We start from the raw sequence: 23,574 nt of genomic DNA, 5'->3' as shown, positions 1-23,574 counted from the left end.
CGTGGGCTCCCGCCTCCGCTCGCCAACTCCTCTAGTCGCATCAACCCCAAGGGGATGTAAAGACGTGCTGGACGTCAACTTCTTCGATGAGCTCCGCATCGGCCTCGCCACCGCCGACGACATTCGTCAGTGGTCCTTCGGCGAGGTGAAGAAGCCGGAGACCATCAACTACCGGACGCTCAAGCCCGAGAAGGACGGCCTCTTCTGCGAGAAGATCTTCGGCCCGACCCGGGACTGGGAGTGCTACTGCGGTAAGTACAAGCGGGTCCGCTTCAAGGGCATCATCTGCGAGCGCTGTGGCGTCGAGGTCACCCGCGCCAAGGTGCGTCGTGAGCGGATGGGCCACATCGAGCTGGCCGCTCCCGTCACCCACATCTGGTACTTCAAGGGTGTTCCCTCCCGCCTGGGCTACCTGCTCGACCTGGCGCCGAAGGACCTCGAGAAGATCATCTACTTCGCGGCCTACGTGATCACCGGTGTGAACACCGAGCTGCGGCACAACGACCTCCCGACCCTCGAGAACGAGATCGGTGTCGAGCGCAAGAACCTCGAGACCAAGCGTGACGCGGACATCGAGGCACGGGCGCAGAAGCTGGAAGCCGACCTGGCCGAGCTGGAGGCGGAGGGCGCCAAGTCCGACGTCCGCCGCAAGGTCAAGGAAGGCGGCGAGCGCGAGATGCGTCAGCTGCGTGACCGCGCCGGTCGCGAGCTGGACCGTCTCGAGGAGGTCTGGACGACCTTCACCAAGCTCGACACCCGCCAGCTGATCGCCGACGAGCTGCTCTACCGCGAGCTCGTCGACCGCTACGGCGAGTACTTCACCGGCGGCATGGGCGCGGAGGCCATCCAGAAGCTGGCCACCGAGTTCGACGTCGCCGCGGAGGCCGAGAGCCTGCGCGACACCATCCGCAACGGCAAGGGGCAGAAGAAGCTCCGCGCACTGAAGCGGCTCAAGGTCGTCGCGGCCTTCCAGGCCACCGGCAACGACCCGCGCGGCATGGTGCTCGACGCCGTCCCGGTGATCCCGCCGGACCTGCGCCCGATGGTCCAGCTCGACGGTGGCCGGTTCGCCACCTCCGACCTGAACGACCTCTACCGCCGGGTCATCAACCGGAACAACCGGTTGAAGCGGCTGATCGACCTCGGCGCGCCCGAGATCATCGTCAACAACGAGAAGCGGATGCTGCAGGAGGCCGTCGACGCGCTGTTCGACAACGGCCGCCGCGGCCGCCCGGTCACCGGTCCCGGTAACCGCCCGCTGAAGTCGCTGTCCGACCTGCTCAAGGGCAAGCAGGGCCGGTTCCGTCAGAACCTGCTCGGCAAGCGTGTCGACTACTCCGGCCGTTCGGTCATCATCGTCGGTCCGCAGCTGAAGCTGCACCAGTGCGGTCTGCCGAAGGACATGGCGCTCGAGCTGTTCAAGCCGTTCGTCATGAAGCGGCTGGTCGACCTGAACCACGCGCAGAACATCAAGTCCGCCAAGCGGATGGTGGAGCGGTCGCGGCCGCAGGTGTGGGACGTGCTCGAAGAGGTCATCACCGGCCACCCGGTGATGCTGAACCGTGCGCCGACCCTGCACCGCCTCGGTATCCAGGCCTTCGAGCCGCAGCTGGTCGAAGGCAAGGCCATCCAGCTGCACCCGCTGGTCTGTGAAGCGTTCAACGCGGACTTCGACGGTGACCAGATGGCCGTGCACCTCCCGCTGTCCGCGGAGGCGCAGGCCGAGGCCCGCATCCTGATGCTGTCGGCGAACAACATCCTTTCGCCGGCGTCGGGCCGTCCGCTCGCCATGCCGCGTCTGGACATGGTGACGGGTCTGTTCCACCTGACCCGCCTGACCGAGACCGCCGAGGGCGCGGGCAACGCGTACTCGTCGCCCGCCGAGGCGATCATGGCGTTCGACCGCAAGGCGCTGAGCCTGCACGCCCCGGTCAAGATCCGCATCACCGACCGTCAGCCCGCCAAGGCCGACGAAGCGGCGCTCGCGGAGAAGGGCTGGGAACCGGGCAAGGCGTGGCTGGCCGAGACGACCCTGGGCCGCGTGCTGTTCAACGAGCTGCTGCCGGCGGACTACCCGTTCATCAACGAGCCGATGCCGAAGAAGCGTCAGGCCGCGATCGTGAACGACCTCGCCGAGCGCTACTCGATGACCCAGGTCGCGCAGACCCTGGACCGCCTGAAGGACGCCGGTTTCTACTGGGCGACCCGTTCGGGCGTCACGGTCGCGATCTCCGACGTGCTCGTCCCGACCGGCAAGAAGGCCATTCTGGACGAGTACGAAGGCAAGGCCGACCAGGTCGAGAAGCGGTACCAGCGTGGTCAGCTGTCGCACGCCGAGCGCAACAACGAGCTCGTCAAGGTGTGGACGCAGGCCACCGAAGAGGTCCACAAGATCATGGAGACGGCGCTGCCGGACGACAACCCGATCGCGATGATCGTGAAGTCGGGCGCGGCGGGCAACATGACGCAGGTCCGGTCGCTGGCCGGCATGCGTGGTCTGGTGTCGAACCCGAAGGGTGAGTACATCCCGCGTCCGATCAAGGCCAACTTCCGTGAAGGCCTGTCGGTGGCGGAGTACTTCATCGCGACGCACGGTGCCCGTAAGGGTCTGGCGGACACGGCGCTCCGTACCGCCGACTCGGGTTACCTGACCCGTCGTCTGGTGGACGTGTCGCAGGACGTCATCGTCCGCGAGATCGACTGTGGCACCACCCGCGGTATCAACATGCCGATCGGCGAGGACATCGGCGACGGCAAGGTCCTGCGCGACCAGCACGTCGAGACCAGCGTGTACGCGCGGAACCTGGCGACCGACGCGGTCGACGCCAAGGGCAACGTCGTGCTCAACGCCGGTGACGACATCGGTGACCCGGCGATCGACAAGCTCATCTCGAGCGGGATCTCCAAGGTCAAGGTGCGCTCGGTGCTGACCTGCGAGTCGGCCGTCGGTATCTGCGCCACCTGCTACGGCCGGTCCATGGCGACCGGTCAGCTCGTCGACGTCGGCGAGGCCGTGGGTATCGTCGCGGCCCAGTCGATCGGTGAGCCGGGTACGCAGCTGACGATGCGTACGTTCCACCAGGGTGGTGTCGCCGGTGACGACATCACGACCGGTCTGCCCCGTGTCCAGGAGCTGTTCGAGGCCCGGGTCCCGAAGGGCAAGGCGCCGATCGCCGACGTCGATGGCCGCGTGCGCATCGAGGAGAGCGAGCGGTTCTGGAAGATCACGCTGATCCCGGACGACGGCAGCGAAGAGATCGTCTTCGACAAGCTGTCCAAGCGTCAGCGGCTCGCGAACACCCCGAACGGCCCGCTGGGCGACGGTGACCGCGTCGCGGTCGGCCAGCAGCTGCTCGAAGGCACGCCGGACCCGCACGAGGTCCTGCGGGTCATGGGGCCGCGCGAGGCGCAGATGCACCTGGTGGACGAGGTCCAGAAGGTGTACCGGGCGCAGGGTGTGTCGATCCACGACAAGCACATCGAGGTCATCGTGCGGCAGATGCTGCGCCGCGTGACGATCATCGACTCCGGTGCCACGGACTTCCTGCCGGGCGAGCTGCCCGAGCGGACCAAGTTCGAGGCGAAGAACCGCGCGTCGGTCGCCGAAGGCGGCGAGCCTGCCTCGGGTCGCCCGGTGCTGATGGGGATCACGAAGGCCTCGCTGACCACGGACTCGTGGCTGTCGGCGGCCTCGTTCCAGGAGACCACGCGTGTCCTGACCGACGCGGCCATCAACGGCCGCTCGGACAAGCTCGTGGGCCTCAAGGAGAACGTGATCATCGGTAAGCTGATCCCGGCCGGTACCGGGATCAACAAGTACCGCAACATCCAGGTGCAGCCGACCGAGGAGGCGCGGGTCGCCGCTTACGCGATCCCGTCCTACGACGACGGCTACTACACCCCGGACGTCTTCGGCTCCACGCCGGGCGCCGCGGTGCCGCTGGACGACTACGACTTCGGCCGCGACTTCCGCTGACCGAAGCGAAATCCACGAGAAGGGCCCCCGCCGATCCGGCGGGGGCCCTTCCCGTTTCCCGGAATGTTCCAATTCGGCTCCCTTCACCCGAAACGGGTACGCACCCTCCTCAGCGCTCGCTAAATTGATCGGGTTCCACGCGGCTCGGGGGCTGTGCGCATTCCATTGGGTTATCTGGGGAGACTCTGCGTGAGCAAAAGACCTGGCGCGAGATCCATCGCGCGTACTGCGGGGATCTATCTTGCGACGATCGCCGCCGGCGCGGCACTGACCGGTGTGTTCACCGCGCCCGCCGTGGCGGATCCGGAGCCTTCGGCCCCGACCTCAAGTGTGCCGACGACGTCCGAAGCGCCGAGTAGTGCTCCGGCCCCGACGTCGAGCGCGCCGCCGGTCGAGACCCCTTCGTCCGCGGCGCCGAAGCCACAGGCCGCGAGCGACAAGCTCGAAGCTTCGGTCACGTTCGAAAAGTCGTCTTACCGGACCGACGAAGACGTTCGATTCACCTTCAAGGTCAAGAACGTCAGCGGAACTCGCGTGACCGGCCTTCAGCTGAACTATTTCTTCGGCGAACCGGGCGCCCTTTCGATCCCCTATGAGCCTGGTTGGCGGGAACTGGGTCGCTCGCCGGGGGTGAGCCTCGAGCCGGCGGGAGCCATCGAGATCCCCGTCACCGGACAGGTGGCGGACCTCGACAGTGACGTCGTGAACGTTCGTGGCTTCCTTTACGACGATTCTTCGTTGAGCATCGGCCAGTTCAAAGCCAGCGTCCCCGTCACGAAGGTCGTCGGAGGCGCGGAGGGGGTCGTGTTCGGCGACAAGAACGGCAACGGCAAGCTCGACGACGGCGAGCAGCTCGCCGGTATCCCGCTCACCTTGCGCCACACCCTTGGCACCAAGGAGTACAAGGCCACCAGCGACGCCGACGGGAAGATCGACTTCGGCGACGTCGCGGCCGCCCGGTATCTCCTCGGCGGCGGCGAGGCGATCAAGGGTTGGCTCTTCCCGACCAGGGTCGTCCAGGTCGGCGCGGACACCACGAACCTGCCCATCCGCGGGGTGCAGCCGTTGAACGGCGCCCTCAAAGCGTCGGTGTCCTTCACCAAGGACACGTACAAGGCAGGCGAGCTCGCCCACCTCACCGTCACGCTGTCGAACTCCGGATCCATCCCGCTCTCCGGCATCGTGGCGGGGTGCAATCGCGTCGGAACGGACTTCGGCCTGAGGGGTAACGGTCCCGGTTGGGGAGAGCTCGCCTACTTCGCGGGCGGGGTGACGATCGCTCCCGGCGAGACCAGCACCTTCGACGTGTCCGAAAAGGTCCCGGACGCCGCACTGAACCATGGCCGTGTCGCGGTGGCTTGTGACTTCGGTTATGCCGAAGTCGACATCGAACGCAACCCGTCCGCGGTCGACGAAGCGGCGGTGCCGGGTGGGATGGCCACCCTCGCGGGACAGGTCGCCGACGACTCCGATCCGAGTAAGCCGGGGCCGGGGATCGCCGGCGTCAAGCTCATCCTCTCTTCCGACGGCGACTGTCCGACCATCGTCGAGACCACGACCGACGCGGACGGGAACTTCAAGATCGAGAATGTGGTGCCGGGGCCGAAGTACCGCCTGTTCTTCGCGCCGCCGAAGGGCTGGCGGATCAAGAACGAGAACCCGACCTCGATCTACGTCGTCGGTCCGCCGGACAACCCCGCCCGGCTGCACGTCGGAGCGGAGAAGGGCGAGGAACCGCCGGTCACCATGCCCACCCGGCGTCCTGGCTGTGACGCGTCTGGAACCACTACGCCAGCACCCGGTGCGCCGGGTCAGCAAGGTTCCGGCGGCGGAACGGGCCTGGCCAGCACCGGTGCCGACGTCCTGGGCCTCGGTGCCCTCGCCCTGGCGGCTTTGGCCCTCGGCGGGGGTCTGGTCTTCACCTCGCGCCGCCGTCGCCGCCAGGCCGACTGACCTGCGTTTAGCCCCCTAATCGCGATCTGCCACCTGCCCGCGCCCGATGCCACCGGATCGCGTTTAGCCCGCTAAACGCGATCCGGTGGCACTTGCGTTCAGCGGGCTAATCGGGATCTGCCCCGCCGCCCGCCACCGACCTGCGTTTCGCCCCCTAATCGCGATCCGGCGGGAAGGAGCGCAGGTCAGGGGGCCGGTGATGGGGAGCCGAAGTCGGTGTCGGGGAATGCGCCCCCAGTGAGGTTCCGGACCCGGCCTCCGCGAGCGTGCCCTTGAGCAGCTGCCGGTTCGCCCGGGCCTCGCCGGTGATTCTCGGGTCGTCGGTGTGCGAGAGCGTGACGAAGCATTACCCAATGCCCGTGTTCGGGAACCGGTCCGGCGGGATGACGGCTCACCTGGCCGATCCGGGCGCCATGATCGTCAGGCCCACCGTGCTCCTGAGGCTGTGGCCGGACTCCTCCGCGATGTACCCGTCATGTTCGGAGAAGAACTCCACCTTCATCTTCTCGTCCGCGGGGTCCTTGGCCCGCCGGACGAAGTGGTCGACGGCAGGCTGCGGCCGGTAGCAGTCGAACACCTTGAGCATGTAGCTCGCCGCTGGGCCGGCCAAGGTACGACGCCGGACGCTCGTCTGTATCACAGCCCGGGTGGGCAGCAGAGTTCCCGGGAAAGTGTAACGAAACCATAACGGCCACCGCGCTGCCGGATGCGGGTTACTGGTCCGTTGTGACCTGCCGTAGCGCCGCCAAGTGGCCTAATTCCCAATGCTCGGAAAACCGCCACCCGTTCGGCCCAATGGCCCATCCGCATCGTGGGAAATTCACCCTGCCGTGGCACGTCTCATTCTTTGATCACGAGATTGACACTCCGGTGGGTTCACACGAGTATTTCGCCCATGCAATCCCCAGTCGCCTTGGTGTGGCGCCGGCACGTTGACTTGCGGCAGCAAGCCAGCGCGCTGTGTATGGATTCCTGACCCTTTCCGGGCTTACTCGATCAGCGTATTCGCAACGGCTGCGACGTTTCCTCGTGCGCTGACGCTTTCCGCTGTGCCGCAACGGTTCTCCGCTGGAACCGGCGGTTGATTGCTTTCCCTTTGATTCGTGCCGGTGACGCCTGCGCGGAAAGGGGAGAGGTGTGCCAATTGTCTGGCGCTTCGGTAGCGAAAACAGGGAGAAAGAATGCTATCCAACTCGCCCAAGTGGCGAAAAGTGGTGATCGGCGCCTTGGCGGCGGCGCTCGCCGTGGGCACGGTGACCTACACCGGCTCCGCGACGAGCGCCTACGCCGACGTCCAGGTCGTCAAGGACGCGAAGAAGGCGGCCGACGGCAAGGAGTACTGGGTCCAGAACCACCTGGTGTCCAGGGACGTCGCGGCGTCCCGGAGCGCGGACGGCAAGCGCAAGAAGTGGCTGCTGGTCTGGGCCGGTGACGAGAACATCGCCGACACCCTGGTCAAGGACGTCAAGAATCTGCCGGGTTCGCTCGGCGGCGGCCTGAACAAGATCAAGAACGCGTTGCCCGGTCCGGACTTCCTCGCCGTGATCGACGCGACGCAGGGTTCGCCGACTTACGGCAAGGTCGTCAACACCGCCACCGTCGGGCCGCTCGTCGAGAACGAGCCACACCACATGCAATACGTGTGGCACAAGGGAGACACGATCTACGCCGGCGCGCTGTTCGCCGCCGCGACGTACGCCTTCGACGTCTCCGCGTTGCCGCAACTGAAGCTCAAGGGCGTCAGCCTCCCGACGCAGACCCTCGGCGGCTCCGTGCCGGACGCGTACTGGGTGCTCAAGGACGGCACCGCCTACGGCACCTACATGGGCGGCCCGGTCGTGCCCGGCCCGCACACCTACGCCAACGGTTCGACCGTGGTGGGCAACGGTTTCGCGGGCAGCCCCGGCGAGGTCGTCCGCTTCGACCAGAACGCGCAGGTGCTTTCGGAGTCACCGGCGGCAACGCCGCAGGGTGACAACAAGAAGCTGTGCGACAACCTCCCGCAGCTGGACAAGCCGACCTGTGCCAACCCGCACGGCATCCAGGCCCGCGAGGACCTCAACACGCTGGTCACCAGTGACTACGCCGAGCCGCGCAACATCATCCTCGACCCGGTGAAGCAGCCGTCGCCGTATCTGCGGCGGCCGACCGTCCGCACGTGGGACATCTCCGACCGCAACAAGCCGAAGCTCAAGGCGGTCTCGTACCTGCCGGACGGTCCTCGCGCCGATCCCGCGGACCCGCTGCACGCGGAAAGCCGCGCGGTCATGGAGACCACGGTGACCAACCTGCCCGGCCACAAGGGCGCGTTCGCCCAGACCATGCAGGGCGGCGCGGTGTTCTACACACCGGACATCACGGCTAAGGAACCGCACTGGATCCAGGTGTTCGACGACGGCGCCGCCAACAAGGCGATCCACCCGAACAACGACTCCAACGGTGGTGGCTCCAACGGCGGCTGGATCCAGACCAGCCCCGACGACAAGTACCTCTACCGCGCGATCACCGGACGCTCCAAGGGCGCGCTCGGCCCGGACGACCCCGGCACCACCGGCGGCGTGTATGTCCTCGACATCCAGAAGCTGGTCGCCGCCGGCGACAAGGTCGAGAACATCAAGGGTCGCATCGACACGAAGGAGAAGTCCCAGCAGGGCGGCGGCGGCGACCTGCCGACCGTCGTCGGCGCGGCGTCGATCAATCCGGGTACACCCGGCGGTGGCCCGCACTGGGGCGCGTACGACAACTTCGTGCTCGGTGACGACGGGTATTACCACGAAACCGACAAGCCGCAGCACCTCGCGGTGTCGAACTATTTCGTCGCCCGGTCCGGTTTGGACGGTGACCACAAGGTCAACCTGCTGAACCTCGGCGAGGACGGGAAGGTCGCGGTCGACCAGAACTTCCGGGACGAGTTCACCGGACAGGTCGGGATCAACTTCAACCGGAAGACCTGGCCGCACGGGTCCTTCGGCAACGCCAAGCCGCACTCCGAACTGTTCGTCGTGGCGGACGCGGATCTCAAGTAACCCTGCTCGGCGTGGAAGGTCGTGGGTGGCGGGCGCACTCCGCCACCCACGGCTCCGCCGATCTGTTCGGAGAAGGTCCCATGGATCACCACGTCATACCGGCGAGCTCGGGTTCGGCCGGCGTCGACATCGCCCTTGTCCTGCTCCGGCTCGGACTTCTGCTGGCGACCGCTTTTCTCGCGGGCACAGGCATCCTGCGTCCGCTGGTGGGTGAACTGCCTCGCCGGCTGTACCTCACAATCGCCGCCCTCGGCGCGGTTTCTGCCACGCTGGCCGCGGTTTCCGCTTTCGCGACCGACGTCAACGTCATCGCGTTGATCGTGCATCTCGTGCTCGCGCTGGCCATTCCCGTACTGATCCGCTGGCCGTCGGTGGGCCGCTGGGCCGCATTGGCGCTCGCCGCACTGGTCGTGCTCGAAACCTCGCTCGGGCGGACGGGTGTCGAATTCGCCATCGACACCGTCTACGTCGCGGCCGCGGCCTTGTGGTTCGGCGTCACCGTTCTCTCCGTCTGGGTGCCCGCGGAGCAGTGGCGCCAGACGAACTTCCGGCTCGGCCCGCTTTCCCTGACCCTGGGCGGACTTCTCGCCGTCGCGGGCGCGGTCCAGCTGTTCTCCTCCGGTCTGGGTTTCGACCGCAGGATCTACGGCACGCTCTTCGGGCTGACGTTGCTGGCAATCTCCTTGCTGCCGGTCTTCGCCACGGTGGTCGCGGGATTTTTCTTCTCGGGTAAGGAATCCACCCGTGTCTACCGGCTCGGCGCGGCCGCTGTGGCCATCGGTTTCGTCGCCTGGAGCGCCCTCGCGGCCATTCCCAAACCGCCCGAGCTCCCGGTTCCCGGTGTCGCGCTGCTCGCCGAGGCCGCCCTGGGTGAACAGCGACTCCCCGTGCTGGTGAGCCCGCAGCGGCCCGGCAAGAACCTCGTCCATTTTCCTGCGAGCGCGGGAGGGGACCTGTCCGCCGGAATCGAAGGCGGCCTGATCGGCAAGGCCATCGTGCGGCCTGGCGCCGAGGGCACCTGGGCCGAGGTCGACCTGCCGAAGGGGCGTAGCGACCTGGTCATCAGCCGCGGTGAGGAGAAGACGTCGATCGAGGTCGACGCCGGGGAGGAGCCAGGCCCCGCCATCGAGGACGCGGACGCGCCCGAGTGTGCTTCGGCGGCACTGGGTGGCCTGATCGCGGACCGTCGCGAAGTCCTCACCTCATGCCCGGCGGACGCGCTTTCGAGTGAGGACAGCGGTTCTCTCGTCAAGCTCGTCGAATTCCTCGCCGGGCGCAAACCTTCCGCGCTCACCCTCGTCGAGGACACCTCGCCGCGCAGTGCGGCCGCCGCGAAGCTGGTCCGCGAGACCGCCGCGCGTTCCGGTCTGCCGGTGCAGGCCGAGGCGGGCCCGAACACCGCGCTGGTCGTCGTGTCCGGCTGGGCGGGCGGCTACACGGCGATGACCCGCGCAGCCGAGTCCCAGCGGCTCAAGCCGACCCATCAATACGGCCTGTACCTGGCGCCGTGGCTGCTGAACGGGCCGATCGTCAACTCCGTCGCGAGCTCCTCGGTGCCGCTGAGGTTCGACCCGCGCGAACAGGTCGCCGTGAGTTTCGCCGTCGCCGCGGGCAACGCCTTCGGCGGCGAAAGCCCCACGCTCGGCGGGTTCCGGAGCTGGCTGGGCGATCAGTGGAGGTCGATCAACGGCGACGTCCAGATCTTCGCGGCGGCGCAGGTCAACGCCATGCCGATGTACCCGGGCGAACCGCACGCCGTCGGGATGATCGCCGACCGGAACTACGCGGGGCAGTGGATCCCCGACGGCACGATCGTGCCGGTCAGCTCGGTACTGCGGTGAATTTCGATTTCAACGAAAGAATGGGAGAAGAAATGAAGCGAATCGCGGCCCGTGTGCTGCTGCCGCTCGCCGTCGCGGGCGCGTTGTCCGGACTCGCCGGAGGGGTCGCCTCGGCCGACCCGCTGCCGGGTCTGCCCACCGGCGGCGGCAATCCCGCCGTCTGGCTGATCCCCGGCCTCGACCTCGGCGGATTGCTCGGACCGACCGTCCCCGTGCCCACCGACGTCCTCGCCCCGATCTACGGGATCATCACGCCCATTTCGTAAAACCGTTACCAGCAAAGGAGAATCTCATGAAGAAGACCTTCGTCCGCGCGGTCACCGGTGCCGCGCTCGCCGGACTCGTCGTGCTCGGCTCGGCCGCCCCGGCGCTCGCCGCGCAGGACGCGCCGAACGAAGTCGTGGTCGTCGACGAACCCGACACGAGCGACCTGCACAACATCTGGACGTTCGCGCCCCTCGGCGTCCCGGTGCTGGGGCTCGTCCAGTCGCTCAACGGCGTCCCCGGCCGGCTGCTGCCGTCCTGACTTCCGCGGCGGCGCGGCTCCCGGGCCGCGCCGCCGCTCTCGGCGAGGAGGGCCGATGGCCGACAGACAGCTGATCGGGCGGATCGCGATCGCGGGGATCGTGGTGGCCGCGCTCGCGACCTGCGTGGTGCTGCTCAACGGCGGTGAGGAGCCGCCGGCCGAGACCGTGGCCGTGGTCGGCGCGCCGGCCGAGGCCGCGCCGTCGCGGGGGCCTGACCGCACGATCACCCGGACGCTCAGCCAGGCGCAGCCGGTGTCGAACGACTGGCGGATCGCGTACGAGCTCGCCGGGGCGGGGACCGCGACCGTGGTCTACGACTCGAACGGGCTCGGGCTCGTGCACCAGGAGCTGCAGGTGACGCTGCCGTGGCGCAAGGAGCTCACGTGGAAGAACACCGGCACCCCGCCGACCGTCCAGCTGATGGGGCAGGGCGAGGGCGCCGTCGAATGCCGGGTGGCCGTTGGCGGCGCCGTCGTCACCTCGGAGAAGTCGGCCCCCGGTGAGGTCGCCACCTGCGCCGGCCGCCTCGCCCCCTCCTGACCACCGCGCCGACCTGCGTTTAGCCCCCTAATCGCGATCCGGGGCCCGACGCCCACGTCGCCTTTAGCGGGCTAAACGCGATCCCGGGCGCCGGGCGCGGACCTGCGTTTAGCCCCCTAATCGCGATCTGGTGGCGGAGCGAAAACCGGTGGCCAAGCTGGGCAGAATGTAGCCATGACCTGGAGCTTCGAAGTCACCCCCGTCGATCACCCGGACGCCGCCCAGCTGCTGCGCGAGTACCTGGACGAGATCGCGTCGCGCTACTACGAGCGCCAGGTCACCGAAGCGGAGCTCGACGCTCTGCTCCAGGAGCAGCACAGCCGGGACATGGTCCCGCCGACCGGCGCCTTCCTCCTCGCGTGGCGCGACGGGGTACTGGCCGGCTGCGCCGGGCTCCGGGTGATGACGCCCGAGATCACCGAACTCAAACGCGTCTTCCTGCGGAAGTCCGAACGCGGCAAGGGCGGCGCGGCGCTGCTCGTGGCAGCCGCCGAAGACGTCGCCCGCGGCCTCGGGGCCACGACCATCCGCCTCGACACGCGCGACGACCTCGTCGAGGCGAGGGCCTTGTACGCGCGCCTCGGCTACGAGACGGTCGAGCCCTTCAACGACGACCCCTACGCGCACCACTACTTCGCGAAGTCCCTGGCCCCGGCCGTGCCGGATCGCGTTTAGCCCGCTAAACGCGACGCGGGCGCGGGCGGAAGGTGGCCTTGGCGAGCAGGGCACCGGCGAGGAGGGGGGCGAGGCCGATCAGCAGCAGGAAGACGCCGGTGTCCTTGCCCTCGATCAGCGGATGCCACCACAGCGGCGTCACGGCGATGTCGACGACGTCACCCCGTTCCGGGAAGTTCCCGAAGGACATCCACCGCAGGTCCTTGACCTCGTGCGTCACGCCGTCGAGTTCGTAGGTGCCGTCCACCAGGTTGCCGTTGCCGCAGCTGGTGCAGCTCGACGTGCTCGCCTCCGCCCGCTGCGTCGCGTTCACGGTGAGCCGCGCCTCTGGGGCGAGCCCGGTCAGCGCGGTCAGTGAGTTCACCGCGAGCGCCAGCCCCGGCAGCACCAGCGCGAGCGCGACGACCGTGCGCGCAACCAGCGACAGCGTCGACAGCGGCTGACGTCCGGCCGCTTCCCGGCGCCGGTTGAGCGGGCCGCGGAGCCCGGCGAGCGGGCCTTGCCGTCCGTCGAGCCATCCGGCGTCGCTGGTGTCGGATCCCGCCGCCACCGAACGGAAGCCCGCGTCGTCCCAGTCCACTGTGGACGCCAGGACGGCCAGGCGGCGGGAGTCGGCGAACATCATCTCTTCGGTCAGCGTCCCGGCCTCGGAGGTCCACAGTGAACCGCCGTGGAAGACGACCTCGCGGACCCGGAACCACGGATCGCCTTCGAACAGCGCGCGGACGCCGGGGGAGAGCAGCGCCTCGGCGAACTCCGGATCGGACGTCGTCACGGTGAACCGCCGGTCGAACTCCGTACCGGTCTCGAACCGCTGCAACAGGGCGTCCGGCTTCGGCGCCCCGATGGTGTTCCGCGTGATGCGCGCGTCCTCCAGCGGTGTGAACCGTTCCGGCTCGAAAGCACCCGTCACGGGGGTGATGACGACCGACGGCACGACCGGCGTCCGCAGCTGGATCAGGGCATACGTCCCATCAGTCAGGTCGGCTGTCCTGGACAGGTCCGGCAACTCCGCCGAGCCGCCGAGCCGGTACTCGACCCCGAGCAGACGATGCCCGTTGTGGTCGAACTCGACCGCGGTCACCATCGAATCGGGTGACGCATGGGTGACGGCGATCCCCCGCGAGGGGAGTACGCCGAAGCTCGGCTCGCCGGACCCGTCGAGCCTGCCGGTCCACGTCTTCTGCCGATACCCCCGCCAGGCCGCCAGAGCCGCGATGAACAGCGGGAACGCGAACCACAGCCAGCCGGGCACCGCGCTGCCCGACCCCGCCGAGAGCCAGTACAGCGACGTCTCGGAGACGAGGATCCCGCAGAGCGCGTAGCAGACGGCGGCCGCGGTGGGCCGCCGTCCGTCGAAGCGCCCGCCGAGCAGCAACAGCGCCAGGGCGAGGGTGTACCCACCGGCGATGAGCCACGGCCCGGCCAGCTGATCGTCCATCGGGCGACCCTACTGGTCCATGTCGAGGTTCTCGCGGGTCTCCTCGTCGCTGTGGCGGCCGCCGGTACGGCCGTACTCCTGCCCGGCGGTGATGTTCTTGGTGTTGTCGATGACCTTGTTCGCGACGTCGAACGCCGCCTTGCCCTGATACGCCGAACCCTTCGACAGGTCGGCGGGATTGACCCCGACCACCTGCTTGATCGCCTGGTTCGGCACACCCTTGAGGACGTCCTTCGCGGCGTCGCCGAAGGTGCCTAGCTGGGATCCGGTGCCCTTCGCGAACGCGCCGACGATCGCCTTCTCCTGGCCGGGGGTCATCCCGACCTTGCCGGCCTTCGTCAGCTTCGAACCCTGTTTGATCAGGTCGTCGGTCCACTTGGCCATGAAGCCCATGAACTTGTCGAGCAGCTTGCCGAGCCGCCCGAGGTGCTTGGTGATCTTGCTCATCGCGCTCGCGGCCTTGGCGATCGTCGCGGTCATCGCGGCGGCGACCGACGAGCCGAGGCTCACGACGGAAGCGGCCAGCGCGGGCAGCCAGATGTAGATGGCCCAGGTGACCAGCTCGGAGATGATCGATTTGACGACCTCTTCGATGACGGTCATCACCATCGACCACATCTGCAGCGTCTCGGCCACCGTCCCGGCGCTGTTGCCGATGCCCTTGATGCCGACGGCGAAGTCGCCGAGCGCGTTCCTGGCGGCGTCGCCCGCGTCGCCGACCCAGTCCTTCAAGGACTCGTCGCCGGTCTTGACGAAGTCGTCGGCCAGCGTCACGAAACCCTTGGCGATGTTGCCGAAGTTACCGGCCGCGGTCTTGAGCGCCGGGCCGTCACCCGTGACGAAGTGCAGGGCGTCCTGCAGCGGCTGGATCAGCTCGATGAGGATGTTGAGGCCGTTGCTGACCAGCCAGCCGACCGGGTCGAGCACGAAGCTCGCCACGTCCGCCCCCGCGCCCGCGATGAATCCGGCGCCGTCCTGCACCAGCTGCCCGCCGGCGGCCACCACGTCACCGGGGCCCTGCGCGGTACTGAACTTCTCGTAGGCGTTGGCGACGGTGGTGACGCCCTTGCCCGCGATCGGCACCTTCTTGGCCGCGTCCAGCGCGTTCTTGCCGAAGCTGTCGTCACCCGTGATCTTGACGCCGGCGGCGATGCTCGCCTTCTCGTCGGTCATGCCGTCCCCCAGCTCACTTCGGTCCGTCGATCTTGGCTTCGTACTTCCCCAGTGTGATCGTCGCGTCGTTTTCGAAGCCGTTGTAGATCGACGCCGCCTGGGTCATCTTCCCGGAGAACGAGTCGACCCCGGTCTTCAGGAGTTCGAGCAGTTCACGCAGGTCGGCGAGTTTGCCGGTGTACGTCTGCTTCACCGCGAGCCCGATCAGGCCCCACGACTTGTCCGTGACGTCGGCCTGGTCGACGAGATCGCCGAACTTGCCCGCCTCGTCCTTGTAATAGCCGAGCTTGTTCGCGTAGTCGGTCAAGGCCTGCGTCTTGACCGCGTGCCCACCCGGTCCGGTCATCGGTGATCCTCCTCGTCGAACAGGTTCTTGAGGAACTGGTCACCGGCCGAGTTCCCGCCGGACGGCGCCGGCCCGGGAGTCGGTTCGTCCGACCGCCGGAGCACCGTCTCCTCGCTGAAGTCGTCTTCGTTCCGAGGGCGGCGCGCGGGGTTCTGTGGTGGCTCCTCCGACATCTGAGACCGCAGATCGTCCGCCGTGGTTCCCAGTGCTTCCGCCTGGGCTTCGAGAACCTGTTCTTCGACGTTCAGGTGGAACGCCCCACCGAACTGCGCGTCGACGATCCCCGCCTGCTTCCGCGCCGCGTCGGCCACCGCGGTGTGCAAAGTGGACAGAATGGTGGCGGAGAGCTGTTGTGGTTGCTGCCGAAGGGCTTCCGGGCTGAGACGAATGTCCTTCACGGACCCGCCGGGCCCCGCGACGACGGTGACCGAGCGGTCCGGCGACGTCGCCACCGACTCCAGTTCGGCCAGCTCGCCCTGCATCTCGCCGACCTTCGCGAACTGCGTCTCGGCCTGTTTGATCTTGGATTGGAACTTCTCGAACTCGGCGACCAGCTGTTCGAACTCGGCCGACATGGAGCCTCCCCGTGCGAAGTGCGTGTGTCCGCTATCACCGCGGCCATCGTGACCTATTCACTCGTTGGACGCGATGGTGTGCTTTCCGGATCCATCCGGCTCACCCGATAGGGGAATAGGTAGCGTGGTCCGCCGAGCAGGGCGGTAACAGTACGAACGAGGGGAGGCGTCGTGGACGCCGAGAAGCAGGAAAGCAGCGAAGAACCCAGGCGGGGGAGTCACGCGGCGCCGGAGGGGGCACCAGTGCATCCGTTGATCGACCTCTCGCGGGACCCGCATCCGGGCCGGGCGGATCACGCCAAGCCCGACGAGGACTGAGTCCCCTACCGGGAGGGGCGGCGCAGAGGCCAGCGAGGAGCGGGGCCCCTGCCGGGAGGGGCCCCGCCAAGCCCGACGAGGAACGGGGCCTCTGCCGGGAGGGGCGGCGCCAAGGCCGACGAGGGAATAAGAGCGGCCCGAAACGCCGTTCCATCAGGGTCGCCGCGGCGTGACGCCCGGCACGATATAGTTACAGACCCCCCGATTTGGCCGGTCCGGAAGAGGCCGGGTATCTTTGGAGACCGTGCCCGGCAGGCGTCGGGCCGTCCCGTGTGCCGTGCGGCATGAACGGGGTGCTCAGGCATCCGGTTCCAAGGCTTCGCCCACGCGGGATCCGACGGAAAATCCCTACGGGAAGTTACCGGTCGCAAGACCGTGACGCGGGCCGACACGCCCGACCGCGGGGGCCGGAGACAACACGTAGTAGCAAGATCGCGAACAGAAAGCTGGTCCATTGCCCACGATCCAGCAGCTGGTCCGTAAGGGCCGCCAGGACAAGGCTGCCAAGCAGAAGACCGCGGCCCTCAAGGGGAGCCCGCAGCGGCGTGGCGTGTGCACTCGCGTGTACACCACAACCCCCAAGAAGCCGAACTCGGCGCTTCGCAAGGTCGCTCGTGTGAAGCTGACCAGCGGCATCGAGGTCACCGCCTACATTCCCGGTGAAGGCCACAACCTGCAGGAGCACTCGATGGTGCTCGTGCGCGGTGGTCGTGTGAAGGACCTGCCGGGTGTCCGTTACAAGATCATCCGCGGTTCGCTCGACACCCAGGGTGTCAAGAACCGTAAGCAGGCGCGCAGCCGGTATGGCGCGAAGAAGGAGAAGAGCTAATGCCCCGCAAGGGTCCGGCCCCGAAGCGGCCGCTGATCTCTGACCCCGTCTACGCATCCCCGCTGGTCACCCAGCTGGTGAACAAGGTGCTGAAGGACGGCAAGCGGTCCCTGGCCGAGCGCATCGTCTACGGCGCCCTCGAAGGCGCTCGCGAGAAGACCGGCACCGACCCGGTCGTCACGCTGAAGCGCGCCCTTGACAACGTGAAGCCCACCATCGAGGTGAAGAGCCGCCGCGTCGGTGGTGCCACCTACCAGGTGCCGATCGAGGTCAAGCCGGGACGTTCCACCACGCTCGCGCTTCGCTGGCTGGTCTCCTTCTCGCAGGCTCGTCGCGAGAAGACCATGATCGAGCGTCTGCAGAACGAGCTCCTCGACGCGAGCAACGGCCTCGGCGCCAGCGTGAAGCGGCGTGAGGACACGCACAAGATGGCCGAGTCCAACAAGGCCTTCGCGCACTACCGCTGGTGATATCCGCCCGGCTGCCGATCAAAGCCTTGCCGGGCCCCAATTTTGAGACAGGGGAACACTCTCGTGGCACGTGAAGTGCTGACCGACCTGAACAAGGTCCGCAACATCGGCATCATGGCCCACATCGACGCCGGTAAGACCACCACCACCGAGCGGATCCTGTTCTACACCGGGGTCAACTACAAGATCGGTGAAGTCCACGATGGCGCCGCCACCATGGACTGGATGGAGGAGGAGCAGAAGCGGGGTATCACCATCACCTCGGCTGCCACCACCACTTTCTGGGCCGATCACCAGATCAACATCATCGACACGCCGGGCCACGTCGACTTCACCGTCGAGGTGGAGCGCTCGCTCCGCGTGCTCGACGGTGCCGTCGCCGTCTTCGACGGCAAGGAAGGTGTCGAGCCGCAGTCCGAGCAGGTCTGGCGTCAGGCGGACAAGTACGAGGTTCCTCGTATCTGCTTCGTCAACAAGATGGACAAGCTCGGCGCGGACTTCTACTTCACCGTCCGCACCATCGAGGAGCGCCTCGGCGCCCGCCCGCTGGTCATCCAGCTGCCGATCGGCGCCGAGAACGAGTTCGAAGGCGTCGTCGACCTGGTCCGCATGAAGGCGCTGACCTGGCGCGGCGAGGTCCAGAAGGGCGAGGACTACGCCGTCGAGGAGATCCCGGCCGAGCTCGCCGACAAGGCGGCCGAGTACCGGGAGAAGCTGGTCGAGGCCATCGCCGAGACCGACGACTCCCTGATGGAGAAGTTCCTCGAAGGCGAGGAGCTGTCCGAGGCCGAGATCAAGGCCGGCATCCGGAAGCTCACCGTGAACCGCGAGGCGTACCCGGTGCTCACCGGTTCCGCGTTCAAGAACAAGGGCGTGCAGCCCATGCTCGACGCGGTCATCGACTACCTTCCGTCGCCGCTGGACGTCCCGGCCGTCGAGGGCACGCTGCCCGACGGCGAGACCGTCGTGTCGCGCAAGCCGTCGACCGAGGAGCCCTTCTCCGCTCTGGCGTTCAAGATCGCCGCGCACCCGTTCTTCGGCAAGCTGACCTACATCCGGGTGTACTCGGGCAAGGTCGCCTCCGGCGCGCAGCTGATCAACGCCACCAAGGAGCGCAAGGAGCGCATCGGGAAGCTCTTCCAGATGCACTCCAACAAGGAGAACCCGGTGGACGAGGCCCAGGCGGGCCACATCTACGCGGTCATCGGCCTGAAGGACACCACCACCGGTGACACCCTCGCCGACCCGCAGAGCCCGGTCGTCCTCGAGTCGATGACGTTCCCGGCGCCGGTCATCCGCGTCGCGATCGAGCCGAAGACCAAGGCCGACCAGGAGAAGCTGTCCCTGGCGATCCAGAAGCTGGCCGAAGAGGACCCGACGTTCCAGGTCAACCTGGACGAGGACACCGGCCAGACGATCATCGCCGGTATGGGCGAGCTGCACCTCGAGGTGCTGGTCAACCGCATGAAGTCCGACTACAAGGTCGAGGCGAACATCGGTAAGCCGCAGGTCGCCTACCGCGAGACGGTGCGCAAGACGGTCGAGAAGCTCGACTACGTGCACAAGAAGCAGACCGGTGGTTCCGGTCAGTTCGCGAAGGTCATCGTCAAGCTCGAGCCGCTCGAGTCCACCGACGGTGCCCTCTACGAGTTCGACAACAAGGTCACCGGTGGCCGCGTGCCGCGGGAGTACATCCCGTCGGTCGACGCGGGCGCACAGGACGCCATGCAGTACGGCGTGCTGGCCGGCTACCCGCTCGTCGGGTTGAAGTTCACCTTGTTGGACGGCGCGTACCACGAGGTCGACTCTTCCGAAATGGCCTTCAAGATCGCCGGCTCCATGGCGATGAAGGAAGCCGCGAAGAAGGCCGGTCCGGTCATCCTCGAGCCGCTGATGGCCGTCGAGGTCACCACGCCCGAGGACTACATGGGCGATGTGATCGGTGACCTCAACTCCCGCCGTGGCCAGATCCAGGCCATGGAGGAGCGCGCCGGTACCCGTGTCGTCAAGGCACTGGTCCCGCTGTCGGAGATGTTCGGTTACGTCGGTGACCTGCGTTCGCGTACGCAGGGACGTGCCAACTACTCCATGGTGTTCGACTCCTACGCCGAGGTTCCCGCGAACGTCGCGAAGGAAATCATCGCGAAGGCGACGGGGGAGTAGTTCCCGTCCGCTCGCGGGCATAAGGAACACTCCTGAACGTCCGCAGCATCCGTCAAGAAACGAATCCCCGTCCGACAGCCACGTTGGCCGGTGAGTAAGCAAAACAGTCCAGGAGGACATTCCAGTGGCGAAGGCGAAATTCGAGCGGACCAAGCCGCACGTCAACATCGGGACCATCGGTCACGTCGACCACGGTAAGACCACTCTGACCGCGGCGATCACCAAGGTTCTGCACGACAAGTACCCCGAGCTGAACACCGCTTCGGCGTTCGACCAGATCGACAACGCGCCGGAAGAGAAGCAGCGCGGTATCACGATCAACATCTCGCACGTCGAGTACCAGACCGAGAAGCGTCACTACGCCCACGTGGACGCCCCCGGTCACGCGGACTACATCAAGAACATGATCACCGGTGCGGCGCAGATGGACGGCGCGATCCTCGTGGTCGCGGCGACCGACGGCCCGATGCCGCAGACCCGTGAGCACGTGCTGCTCGCGAAGCAGGTCGGCGTGCCCTACATCGTGGTCGCGCTGAACAAGGCCGACATGGTCGACGACGAGGAGATCCTGGAGCTCGTCGAGCTCGAGGTCCGCGAGCTGCTGTCCTCCCAGGACTTCCCGGGTGACGACGCTCCGGTCATCAAGGTCTCCGGCCTGAAGGCCCTCGAGGGCGACGCCAAGTGGGGCGAGAGCGTTCTCGAGCTGATGGAAGCCGTCGACGAGAACGTGCCGGACCCGGTCCGCGAGCTCGACAAGCCGTTCCTCATGCCGATCGAGGACGTCTTCACCATCACCGGCCGTGGCACGGTCGTGACCGGTCGCATCGAGCGCGGCCGCGTCAACGTGAACGAAGAGGTCGAGATCGTCGGCATCAAGGAGAAGTCGACCAAGACCACCGTCACCGGTGTCGAGATGTTCCGCAAGCTGCTGGACACCGGCGAGGCGGGCGACAACGTCGGCCTGCTGGTCCGCGGTATCAAGCGCGAGGACGTCGAGCGCGGCCAGGTCGTCGTGAAGCCGGGCACCACCACCCCGCACACGGAGTTCGAGGGCTCGGTCTACATCCTGTCGAAGGACGAGGGTGGCCGTCACACCCCGTTCTTCAACAACTACCGCCCGCAGTTCTACTTCCGTACCACGGACGTGACCGGCGTCGTCACCCTCAAGGAGGGTGTCGAGATGGTCATGCCGGGCGACAACACGGACATCAGCGTCGTGCTGATCCAGCCGGTCGCCATGGACGAGGGTCTGCGTTTCGCCATCCGCGAGGGTGGTCGGACCGTCGGCGCCGGCCAGGTCACCAAGATCATCAAGTGATTTAGGCGCCCCGCCCGGGGGCAATACACCCCCGGGTTAGGGGCGTCAAATCACGTGTGCGACACTATTCAGGTTGCTCGTCCTGGGGCGGCCGAACTCGTACTTCTCACGAAGACAGGTTCCGGCCGCCCTGGTATGAGCGGCCACGGTCCGCGGAGCACTTCCTTCGGGTGAGGCTAGCGGGCAAGGGCGTTTGAGACGGCGATAAAGCTTTTCCGCCGGCTCGATGCCTCCTCACGTTGAGGAAGACCAGGCAAGACGAAGATCCCGCGGGATCCGTCTGTGCGTCGGGCACGACACGCCCGACCGCGTGGACCGGGGACAGGGCCGTTGAACTGGGAAAACCTCAGTCAGACTGAGGTTTGAAAAGACAAAAGCGGCACGAGACGACAAGGAACGAGCAGCCACCATGGCGGGACAGAAGATCCGCATCCGGCTCAAGGCCTACGACCACGAGGCGATCGACACCTCGGCGCGCAAGATCGTCGAGACGGTCACGCGCACCGGCGCCCGTGTTGTCGGGCCGGTGCCGCTGCCCACCGAGAAGAACGTTTACTGCGTCATCCGCTCGCCGCACAAGTACAAGGATTCGCGCGAGCACTTCGAGATGCGCACGCACAAGCGTCTGATCGACATCCTCGACCCGACGCCGAAGACGGTCGACGCGCTCATGCGCATCGACCTGCCGGCGAGCGTCGACGTCAACATCCAGTAGCAGCGGCTGGCGAGCGGCGGAGAGTAAGAGACTCATGTCTGACAGGCAAGTGAAGGGCATCCTGGGCACCAAGCTCGGCATGACCCAGGTCTTCGACGAGAACAACCGGGTCGTCCCGGTGACCGTCGTCCAGGCCGGGCCGAACGTGGTCACCCAGGTTCGGACCCAGGAGAACGACGGCTACAAGGCCGTGCAGCTGGCTTTCGGCGCGGTCGACCCGCGTCGCGTGAACAAGCCGCGCACCGGCCACTTCGACAAGGCGAGCGTGACCCCGCGCCGTTACCTTGCCGAGCTGCGTACCACCGACGCCGAGACCTACGAGGTCGGCCAGGAGATCACCGCCGAGGTGTTCGAGGCCGGTATCGAGGTCGACGTGACCGGTACCAGCAAGGGCAAGGGCTACGCCGGTGTCATGAAGCGTCACGGCTTCAAGGGCCAGGGCGCGAGCCACGGTGCCCAGGCCGTGCACCGCAAGCCCGGCTCGATCGGTGGCTGCGCCACCCCGGGCCGCGTCTTCAAGGGCCTGCGCATGGCGGGCCGGATGGGCAACGACCGGGTCACCACGCAGAACCTGACCGTGCACGCGGTGCGTGCCGAGGACGGCCTGCTGCTGATCAAGGGCGCCGTGCCCGGTCCCAAGGGCGGCCTGCTGTTCGTTCGCAGCGCCGCGAAGGGTGGTAACTGAACATGACCAGCGTCGAGCTGAAGACCCCGGCCGGTAAAGCCGACGGCACGGTCGAGCTCCCCTCGGAGATCTTCGACGTGCAGGCCAACGTGCCCCTCATGCACCAGGTCGTGGTGGGCCAGCTGGCCGCCGCGCGCCAGGGCACGCATGACACCAAGACCCGCGGTGAAGTCCGCGGTGGTGGCAAGAAGCCGTACCGCCAGAAGGGCACCGGCCGCGCCCGCCAGGGTTCGACCCGTGCGCCGCAGTTCACCGGTGGTGGCGTCGTCCACGGCCCCACGCCGCGTGACTACACCCAGCGCACCCCGAAGAAGATGAAGGCCGCCGCCCTGCGTGGCGCCCTCTCCGACCGGGCCCGCGCCGGACAGCTGCACGTCGTCACCGAACTGGTGACCGGCGAGAAGCCGTCCACCAAGTCCGCCAAGGCCGCCATCGCCGCGGTGACCCAGGCCAAGCGCGTTCTCGTGGTGCTGCACCGCGACGACGAGCTGAGCTGGAACTCGCTGCGGAACCTGGCCGAGGTCCACATCATCACGCCCGACCAGCTCAACACCTACGACGTGTTGGTCAACGACGACGTGGTGTTCACCAAGGCCGCTTACGACGTGTTCGTCGCCGGCCCCGTCCGGGGCAAGGGCGCGAAGGCTTCGGCCCGGTCGAGCGAGGTTGAAGGGAGTGACGAGCAGTGAGTGCGATCGCCATCCCCGATCCCCGCGACATCTTGCTCGCGCCGGTGATCTCCGAGAAGTCCTACGGGCTGCTCGAAGAGCACAAGTACACGTTCATCGTCCGCCCGGACGCCAACAAGACCCAGATCAAGATCGCGGTCGAGAAGGTGTTCGGCGTCAAGGTGGTCAGCGTCAACACGGCCAACCGCCAGGGCAAGCGTAAGCGGACTCGCGCCGGCTTCGGCAAGCGCAAGGACACCAAGCGCGCCATCGTGACTCTTTCGGCTGAGAGCAAGCCGATCGAGATCTTCGGCGGACCCACCGCGTAAAGGACT

At 67.2% G+C, this 23,574-nt stretch carries 22 protein-coding genes; 17 read left to right on the top strand and 5 right to left on the bottom strand.

Features of this window, described 5'->3' with window-relative positions; genetic code table 11:
• The first annotated feature begins 64 nt into the window (after positions 1–64).
• A complete protein-coding gene (locus NQK81_RS19615) occupies positions 65–3,976 on the top strand; it encodes a DNA-directed RNA polymerase subunit beta' (protein ID WP_257489273.1) in 3,912 nt (1,303 codons plus the stop codon).
• 189 nt (positions 3,977–4,165) lie between these two features.
• A complete protein-coding gene (locus NQK81_RS19610; RefSeq protein WP_257489272.1) occupies positions 4,166–5,929 on the top strand; it encodes a hypothetical protein in 1,764 nt (587 codons plus the stop codon).
• Between the two features lie 391 nt (positions 5,930–6,320).
• Here NQK81_RS19610 and NQK81_RS19605 read toward each other — a convergent pair whose 3' ends face one another.
• Positions 6,321–6,539, bottom strand: coding sequence for a M15 family metallopeptidase domain-containing protein (locus NQK81_RS19605; protein ID WP_257489271.1), 219 nt, complete (start codon positions 6,537–6,539; stop codon positions 6,321–6,323).
• A gap of 571 nt (positions 6,540–7,110) precedes the next feature.
• On the opposite strand from NQK81_RS19605, the gene NQK81_RS19600 reads away from it, so the two are divergent.
• The 6 genes from NQK81_RS19600 to NQK81_RS19575 all read left to right on the top strand — a co-directional run bounded on the left by NQK81_RS19600 (position 7,111) and on the right by NQK81_RS19575 (position 12,538).
• Complete coding sequence (locus NQK81_RS19600; protein WP_257489270.1) at positions 7,111–8,955, top strand: selenium-binding family protein; 1,845 nt, start codon at positions 7,111–7,113, stop codon at positions 8,953–8,955.
• Positions 8,956–9,035: 80 nt separating this feature from the next.
• Positions 9,036–10,796, top strand: a complete 1,761-nt coding sequence (locus NQK81_RS19595; RefSeq protein WP_257489269.1) for a hypothetical protein — start codon at positions 9,036–9,038, stop codon at positions 10,794–10,796.
• A 32-nt stretch (positions 10,797–10,828) separates the two neighbouring features.
• Positions 10,829–11,062, top strand: coding sequence for a hypothetical protein (locus NQK81_RS19590; protein ID WP_016331078.1), 234 nt, complete (start codon positions 10,829–10,831; stop codon positions 11,060–11,062).
• A 26-nt stretch (positions 11,063–11,088) separates the two neighbouring features.
• On the top strand, positions 11,089–11,322 hold the full coding sequence (locus NQK81_RS19585) for a hypothetical protein (RefSeq protein ID WP_257489268.1): 234 nt from the start codon (positions 11,089–11,091) through the stop codon (positions 11,320–11,322).
• Between the two features lie 55 nt (positions 11,323–11,377).
• Positions 11,378–11,863: a hypothetical protein gene (locus NQK81_RS19580; protein ID WP_257489267.1), complete on the top strand. Its 486-nt coding sequence runs from the start codon at positions 11,378–11,380 to the stop codon at positions 11,861–11,863.
• A gap of 174 nt (positions 11,864–12,037) precedes the next feature.
• The gene (locus NQK81_RS19575; RefSeq protein ID WP_257489266.1) at positions 12,038–12,538 is read left to right on the top strand and encodes a GNAT family N-acetyltransferase; all 501 of its coding nucleotides are present in this window, start codon (positions 12,038–12,040) and stop codon (positions 12,536–12,538) included.
• Between the two features lie 4 nt (positions 12,539–12,542).
• Here NQK81_RS19575 and NQK81_RS19570 read toward each other — a convergent pair whose 3' ends face one another.
• Genes NQK81_RS19570 through NQK81_RS19555 form a run of 4 tightly spaced genes read right to left on the bottom strand, consistent with a single transcriptional unit; the run spans position 12,543 to position 16,073 of the window.
• Positions 12,543–13,979, bottom strand: a complete 1,437-nt coding sequence (locus NQK81_RS19570) for a hypothetical protein (protein ID WP_257489265.1) — start codon at positions 13,977–13,979, stop codon at positions 12,543–12,545.
• Between the two features lie 9 nt (positions 13,980–13,988).
• Positions 13,989–15,152 carry a hypothetical protein gene (locus NQK81_RS19565; protein WP_257489264.1) on the bottom strand — a complete coding sequence of 388 codons (1,164 nt, stop codon included), beginning with the start codon at positions 15,150–15,152 and terminating at the stop codon, positions 13,989–13,991.
• A gap of 13 nt (positions 15,153–15,165) precedes the next feature.
• The gene (locus tag NQK81_RS19560) at positions 15,166–15,498 is read right to left on the bottom strand and encodes a hypothetical protein (protein ID WP_126733344.1); all 333 of its coding nucleotides are present in this window, start codon (positions 15,496–15,498) and stop codon (positions 15,166–15,168) included.
• Positions 15,495–16,073 (bottom strand): YbaB/EbfC family nucleoid-associated protein, encoded by a 579-nt coding sequence (locus NQK81_RS19555; protein WP_257489263.1) that lies wholly within the window; start codon positions 16,071–16,073, stop codon positions 15,495–15,497. The genes NQK81_RS19560 and NQK81_RS19555 overlap by 4 nt, the downstream gene beginning before the upstream one ends.
• Positions 16,074–16,244: 171 nt before the next feature.
• Between NQK81_RS19555 and NQK81_RS19550 the strand changes: the two genes are divergently transcribed.
• From NQK81_RS19550 to rplW, 9 genes are all read left to right on the top strand, one after another.
• Positions 16,245–16,391 carry a hypothetical protein gene (locus NQK81_RS19550; RefSeq protein WP_126733346.1) on the top strand — a complete coding sequence of 49 codons (147 nt, stop codon included), beginning with the start codon at positions 16,245–16,247 and terminating at the stop codon, positions 16,389–16,391.
• A gap of 454 nt (positions 16,392–16,845) precedes the next feature.
• Positions 16,846–17,220, top strand: coding sequence for a 30S ribosomal protein S12 (rpsL, locus tag NQK81_RS19545; protein WP_003102113.1), 375 nt, complete (start codon positions 16,846–16,848; stop codon positions 17,218–17,220).
• A complete protein-coding gene (gene rpsG, locus NQK81_RS19540) occupies positions 17,220–17,690 on the top strand; it encodes a 30S ribosomal protein S7 (RefSeq protein WP_007031033.1) in 471 nt (156 codons plus the stop codon). The genes rpsL and rpsG overlap by 1 nt, the downstream gene beginning before the upstream one ends.
• Before the next feature lie 63 nt (positions 17,691–17,753).
• Positions 17,754–19,853 carry an elongation factor G gene (fusA, locus tag NQK81_RS19535; protein ID WP_126733347.1) on the top strand — a complete coding sequence of 700 codons (2,100 nt, stop codon included), beginning with the start codon at positions 17,754–17,756 and terminating at the stop codon, positions 19,851–19,853.
• A gap of 124 nt (positions 19,854–19,977) precedes the next feature.
• Positions 19,978–21,171 carry an elongation factor Tu gene (tuf, locus tag NQK81_RS19530; RefSeq protein WP_016331088.1) on the top strand — a complete coding sequence of 398 codons (1,194 nt, stop codon included), beginning with the start codon at positions 19,978–19,980 and terminating at the stop codon, positions 21,169–21,171.
• Positions 21,172–21,580: 409 nt separating this feature from the next.
• Entirely contained in the window at positions 21,581–21,886 is a 306-nt protein-coding gene (rpsJ, locus tag NQK81_RS19525; protein ID WP_003102098.1) for a 30S ribosomal protein S10, read from the top strand.
• A gap of 34 nt (positions 21,887–21,920) precedes the next feature.
• Positions 21,921–22,571 (top strand): 50S ribosomal protein L3, encoded by a 651-nt coding sequence (gene rplC, locus NQK81_RS19520; protein WP_007031036.1) that lies wholly within the window; start codon positions 21,921–21,923, stop codon positions 22,569–22,571.
• Positions 22,572–22,573: 2 nt separating this feature from the next.
• Complete coding sequence (gene rplD / locus NQK81_RS19515; RefSeq protein WP_034304244.1) at positions 22,574–23,260, top strand: 50S ribosomal protein L4; 687 nt, start codon at positions 22,574–22,576, stop codon at positions 23,258–23,260.
• Positions 23,257–23,568 (top strand): 50S ribosomal protein L23, encoded by a 312-nt coding sequence (gene rplW / locus NQK81_RS19510; protein ID WP_126733348.1) that lies wholly within the window; start codon positions 23,257–23,259, stop codon positions 23,566–23,568. The genes rplD and rplW overlap by 4 nt, the downstream gene beginning before the upstream one ends.
• The last annotated feature ends 6 nt before the right edge of the window (positions 23,569–23,574 follow it).

The sequence above is a fragment of the Amycolatopsis roodepoortensis genome, assembly GCF_024628825.1.
In the GTDB taxonomy this organism is placed as follows: domain Bacteria; phylum Actinomycetota; class Actinomycetes; order Mycobacteriales; family Pseudonocardiaceae; genus Amycolatopsis; species Amycolatopsis roodepoortensis.
Note: the sequence above shows the minus strand (reverse complement) of the source record. Positions and strands in the feature narration are given on the sequence as shown.

What these genes read in the sequence shown, in the direction of transcription:
- NQK81_RS19600 (WP_257489270.1), top strand. Translation starts at nt 7,111, where the DNA reads ATGCTATCCAACTCGCCCAAGTGGCGAAAAGTGGTGATCGGCGCCTTG.
- NQK81_RS19595 (WP_257489269.1), top strand. Translation starts at nt 9,036, where the DNA reads ATGGATCACCACGTCATACCGGCGAGCTCGGGTTCGGCCGGCGTCGAC.
- NQK81_RS19590 (WP_016331078.1), top strand. Translation starts at nt 10,829, where the DNA reads ATGAAGCGAATCGCGGCCCGTGTGCTGCTGCCGCTCGCCGTCGCGGGC.
- NQK81_RS19585 (WP_257489268.1), top strand. Translation starts at nt 11,089, where the DNA reads ATGAAGAAGACCTTCGTCCGCGCGGTCACCGGTGCCGCGCTCGCCGGA.
- NQK81_RS19580 (WP_257489267.1), top strand. Translation starts at nt 11,378, where the DNA reads ATGGCCGACAGACAGCTGATCGGGCGGATCGCGATCGCGGGGATCGTG.
- NQK81_RS19575 (WP_257489266.1), top strand. Translation starts at nt 12,038, where the DNA reads ATGACCTGGAGCTTCGAAGTCACCCCCGTCGATCACCCGGACGCCGCC.
- NQK81_RS19570 (WP_257489265.1), bottom strand. Translation starts at nt 13,979, where the DNA reads ATGGACGATCAGCTGGCCGGGCCGTGGCTCATCGCCGGTGGGTACACC.
- NQK81_RS19565 (WP_257489264.1), bottom strand. Translation starts at nt 15,152, where the DNA reads ATGACCGACGAGAAGGCGAGCATCGCCGCCGGCGTCAAGATCACGGGT.
- NQK81_RS19560 (WP_126733344.1), bottom strand. Translation starts at nt 15,498, where the DNA reads ATGACCGGACCGGGTGGGCACGCGGTCAAGACGCAGGCCTTGACCGAC.
- NQK81_RS19555 (WP_257489263.1), bottom strand. Translation starts at nt 16,073, where the DNA reads ATGTCGGCCGAGTTCGAACAGCTGGTCGCCGAGTTCGAGAAGTTCCAA.
- rpsG (WP_007031033.1), top strand. Translation starts at nt 17,220, where the DNA reads ATGCCCCGCAAGGGTCCGGCCCCGAAGCGGCCGCTGATCTCTGACCCC.
- rpsJ (WP_003102098.1), top strand. Translation starts at nt 21,581, where the DNA reads ATGGCGGGACAGAAGATCCGCATCCGGCTCAAGGCCTACGACCACGAG.
- rplC (WP_007031036.1), top strand. Translation starts at nt 21,921, where the DNA reads ATGTCTGACAGGCAAGTGAAGGGCATCCTGGGCACCAAGCTCGGCATG.
- rplD (WP_034304244.1), top strand. Translation starts at nt 22,574, where the DNA reads ATGACCAGCGTCGAGCTGAAGACCCCGGCCGGTAAAGCCGACGGCACG.